5 protein-coding genes are annotated in these 4,772 nt (G+C 41.9%); 1 reads left to right on the forward strand and 4 read right to left on the reverse strand.

What is annotated here, in order from left to right; genetic code table 11:
* A partial coding sequence (locus ACEW8S_RS14730; protein WP_373518891.1) for a type II toxin-antitoxin system HipA family toxin occupies positions 1-729 on the forward strand: 729 nt, incomplete at its 5' end.
* Between the two features lie 381 nt (positions 730-1,110).
* On the opposite strand, the gene ACEW8S_RS14735 is transcribed toward ACEW8S_RS14730, so the two are convergent.
* The 4 genes from ACEW8S_RS14735 to ACEW8S_RS14750 form a co-directional block, all read right to left on the reverse strand.
* Complete coding sequence (locus tag ACEW8S_RS14735; RefSeq protein WP_373518892.1) at positions 1,111-2,223, reverse strand: erythromycin esterase family protein; 1,113 nt, start codon at positions 2,221-2,223, stop codon at positions 1,111-1,113.
* Positions 2,224-2,743: 520 nt separating this feature from the next.
* Positions 2,744-2,917 carry a hypothetical protein gene (locus ACEW8S_RS14740; RefSeq protein WP_373518893.1) on the reverse strand — a complete coding sequence of 58 codons (174 nt, stop codon included), beginning with the start codon at positions 2,915-2,917 and terminating at the stop codon, positions 2,744-2,746.
* A gap of 434 nt (positions 2,918-3,351) precedes the next feature.
* The gene (locus ACEW8S_RS14745; RefSeq protein WP_373518894.1) at positions 3,352-4,281 is read right to left on the reverse strand and encodes an SDR family oxidoreductase; all 930 of its coding nucleotides are present in this window, start codon (positions 4,279-4,281) and stop codon (positions 3,352-3,354) included.
* A 104-nt stretch (positions 4,282-4,385) separates the two neighbouring features.
* On the reverse strand, positions 4,386-4,772 hold a 387-nt coding region (locus ACEW8S_RS14750; protein WP_373518895.1), incomplete at its 5' end, for a Crp/Fnr family transcriptional regulator.

The raw sequence follows: 4,772 nt of genomic DNA on the forward strand, positions 1-4,772 counted from the left end.
ATACCGAGAGATTTAAAAAAGGTCGGTCAAATCCCTGCCAACGAGCATTTGACCATGCAAATTGCCAGGCAGGCCTATGGTATCCAAACTGCTGAGAACGCATTGATATTCTTTAGTAATGGGGAACCGGCCTATATTACAAAACGTTTTGATGTCAAGGAGGACGGAAATAAATTGGGGGTAGAGGATTTTGCCTCATTGGCGGGGAAAACCTCAGAAAATGATGGTGATGAATTCAAGTATAACCATAGCTATGAGGAAATTGGCGAACTGATAAAAAGTTATGTTCCGGCATACCGGATAGCGTTGGAGAAGTTCTTCCGATTGGTGGTATTCAATTATTTGTTCTCCAATGGAGATGCCCATTTGAAAAACTTTTCGTTGCTCGAAACCCCAAATGGAGACCATACCCTAAGCCCTTCCTATGATTTGATAAACACCCGAATCCATGTAAATGACAGGGATTTTGCCTTGAATGAGGGCTTGTTCATAGATGGTTTTGAATGCAATGAAGTAAGGACAAACGGACGTGTGGGGCTACATGACTTTCAGGAATTCGGCAGGAGATTGGGGATTGGGGAACAACGGATGGAAAAGCTTTTAAAACCTTTTCGTACCAAGCAGGCCTTGGTCGAATCCTTGATCCAAAGCTCTTTCCTGAATCCAGGGACCAAGGAATTTTATTTAAAGGAATATCTATTTCGTTATGGCCAGCTCAACAAAATTTGATGAAAATAGAATGACCGATGAAATGGTGGCCTAGAGACTGAACGGATTTGTCAACAATTTTGTCAAGGCAAAATAAAAAAACCCCGTAAACAAAGCGTTTACAGGGTTTATTTGTGGAGCGGACGCACCAGAACCTATCTCTTAAAACCCCTATAAATAGGGCTTTCAAGCTTCTTTGAAAAATATGCTCACCGAATAGGTGACTTCTGATATTCAAGTAGCAGTCAAGCCTATTTTAAGGCAAATACCATCGTTTAATTGAACTTTGCGACGTTTAAGTATTGGGTTCGTCATTGGTGATCCATATGTGTTCGCAAACTAGGTAACCGGAGTATTTAAGGTTAGTAGCAATGGTCATTGCCTAGAACGCTTTACCTTGCATTATAATCCCTCTCCTTTAGCTACTGTCATTAGGGCATTGGATGTTGGTATTGTCGGCGATGTTTCTTCAATGAACAAAATGCCATCATATCGAACCCTGGGTATTGTTTTTCGCAGGGAAATATCATGTCTTAACCAACCAAAGTAGCGAAAAGTTTGTGGCGTATTCATCCATTTTTCAATTGAAGAAACCGATACGGGGGTTCGTAAATCTAAAAATGAGATACCCTTCATTGCCTTGGATAGATACCAAGCCAAATAGCCTTCGGGTGCGGGGGCAACAGAATTAGTTTTTAGGTCCCCCAGTGAATTATCTGGTAAAACGATTCTTGATTGATAAGAGCCTTCGTTAAATTCAAATCCCATAGCGTAATAGGCGTCGCCGTATTTAGTTCTAAACTCATCACCCATATTCGGTTCCCCGGTTTCCATCTCACCTATGCCAACATGAACATTATGTTCCCATACTACCACCTTTTTTACAGCTTCATCGATATCCAAAATTTGAAACAAATTATTTGCCATACTCCTGGATCGTGCCATATTAGCGATAGCGGAAGCTGGTATGGAATCGCTGATATTATTGACAACCCATTGCTTTATTGCCATTGTGTGCATCATAATCCCATCTAACTCCGGGCTACTCGATTTGGATGATAATTTTTCTTTGTTCGTTGCTAGATAGTCGATTAGCAATTGTACCTTGGGCACCAGTCCCTTCAGTCCATCTTGGACTTTTGACATATTAAGGGGCCAGCGCTCCCTTTCTATTTTGGCAATGTTCTGGAACAGTGAATCAACGGCAAGGACGTTGTCTGCACCATTCCTTTGTAAATACCCCAATATCCTTTGAGCGCCCAGTCCGTTATAGGCATAATCAAGGCCGTAAAACCGCACTTTTTTATTCATTGGGACGTCTTCATTGTAGTCCCGTATCCAGTCGATCATGGCGGCCATTTCCTTGGTGTCCCATACAACAAAGCCTTGACCTGTCAAAACATCTTCCCGATCCCCCTTACCGTATAAGACGTAATCATTGATCGGCGTACATGGGGCATAGCCTGCTTCGATAGCAAAACCGTTAAAACTCATTTCCGTGACCAGGAATTCCAACAGCCGATGTTTAATTTGAAAAAATTCCCGGGTTCCATGGGTATTTTCCCCCAACCCGACGACCTTGACATTTTTCAGTATTTTCTTTAATGGCTGCAGATCCGAAAAGCCATTTTCGGCTTCAAGATGTTCAATGGGTATACTGTTTTGTCGGAGCCATTCAATGATTTCATCGTCGGTTTGTGATATTATCTCCTGTGCCAAGGAAAAATTGGTCAGTAGTAAACTGATCAATAGAATCCAAAAATCAAATTGAATCGTGTTTTTCATATGTTGTGGATTACAATTATTTTATTGGTCAAATAGTTACGACAGAAATTAGTTTTCATAGGAATCGAATCTGAAAATTAAAGGATTGTCGATGGCGAAAATTTCCATGATATTGGTTTTGGAAATACGTTGGGCTAGAACTTCTGTAAGAGTGCAAACCTATCTACATATCCTTTAAGTATTACTCTGTTGCCCCCAAGCCTTTGAGAACAGCATAATTATCCTTCAAAATATCAAACTTCTCACCGAATTATCCATCGACTACGATGAAATACCAGGTCTCTTCCCAGGACAGTTCCTGATTTTTGGCCTCGACTTTCGGGGGTAAACCGTCGCCATAGGAGCTATTTTCGAAAGCGAATGTCTCCGCGTATGTAGCCTCTATGTTCAACCAAACCATCCCATAATTGTCATCAACGGTCAAATACTTGATGGTCGACTTGTAATCCGGAAACGACTTTCTGAAAGCCGAATGTTCTTCTCAAAAGCCATCGGGATTCCGACGATATTCAAAGGTCTTGACTTCCAATCTGGCGAGTTTACGGCATAGAGATACTCCTCGATGAATTGTTTCTTGCTTTCTTTTTCAGTTTCAAGCTCTTTGTAAGCCTTCAATTTGGTAATAAAATCTTGATTGTCCCTTTTTTTTTACTTCTTCCCCTCATGAACAAAAGGAAAAGATGGTCAGTAAATAAAGTAGTTTTATCATTTTTTATAAGCTTAATGGATTTGTTTTTTGGATTCTTGGACATTCCCCCTAATTACCGCATTTAAATCATTTGTTCGATAATCAACCAATTGTCATCCATTAATGCTCCTTTTTCTTTCTGGTCGGCTGAATCACATTCAATTTTTTTTTCATAAATTTTGGTCCTTGGTCTTTGGAATGACATTTTTCACCGACTTTTGCTGAGCAATCTCCAATAAGTGGGGCATCTGAAAAGCATCCCTGACCAATGACCTTTGTATCGGCAGTACCTTTTCGTTGTAATCCAAAGCCCCATAATCTATGCCCGAAACGATCCTTTCCTCCCTTGTTCCCCGAGGAGCTTCGACAAGTCCGGCAATATCGTCTGCCACCAATTGCGGACTTGGGGCATCATCACCTTTAAAAAAGGCATCAAAGTTTTGGAGCATAGCTTGGGGCGTGTTTTTATGCTCCCCATACCCGTCAAATGCGGTTCGGTCCGCTTCTTCGGGGCCGGAAAAAAGGAGATTGGTGCCGAAAGGCCCTGGTTCGACGATACTTACTTCAATGCCAAAGGGGGCCAGTTCATATCGCAACGCTTGGGAATAGGCCTCCACGGCATGTTTGCTCGCACAGTATAAACCGAAATACGGAAAGGAGAGACGCCCCGCTATCGAGGTGACGTTAATAAGGAGACCTTCCTTTTGTTTGCGCATGTGTGGCGCGACCGCTTTGACCATTCTCACAATCCCGAAGAAATTGACCTCGAACTGCTCCTTGGCCTGCGCAATGCTATAGGCTTCTGTAACGCCAACGAACATATACCCTGCGTTGTTGATCAAATGGTCGATTCGTCCATCTTCGGCAATTATGGTCCTTATCGCCGTGGTGACCGAATCATCCTGGGTAACATCCAATTCGATTACGGAAATGTTCAGATTTTCCTTTTCTGCAATTTTTAAAAGTTCATCCTTTTTAGGGGCATTGTTGGTGTCGAGGTTTCTCATGGTCGCCCAAACTTTGTAACTTTTTCGTGCCAGGGTCAAGGTGCTCAAATACCCAAAGCCGCTACTGCTACCTGTGATTACAATATTTTTCATCCTTCTTGTTTTTAGTTGATTAATATTCCAAGCCAAAGTTGTCCTTTGTATTATTGCATTCTGTGAGGAATTCGCCCATGTTACGTGAAATGGATGGTTCTTTTTTACGCAATCAGGTTGACCCCAACACCGTTTCCTATGAAAAGCACTATTCGGCCGAAACTCGCTCCCCTTAGATTTAGTATTACGCTTCCCCTGAGCAATTCAACAACTCCCCTTTTTTCGAATTCCTTGAGTAATCTTGAAATTACCACCCTAGTGGTTCCCAGTTCGTTGGCCAATCTTTGATGCGTCAGCAGCACTTTTTCATCTCCCTGTCTATGATGATATTGGATGAGATAGTTGTATAATCGCTCATCGATATTCTTAAAGCTTAGATCATTGATCGTATTCTGCAGTTCGGTATAACGGTTTAAAAAGGTCTGGATAATAAATCCGTTCCACTTGGGATATTTAATCTGCCATTCGCGCACCTTGCCCGTCGGGATCAG

This window comes from Pricia sp. (assembly GCF_041745955.1).
In the GTDB taxonomy this organism is placed as follows: domain Bacteria; phylum Bacteroidota; class Bacteroidia; order Flavobacteriales; family Flavobacteriaceae; genus Pricia.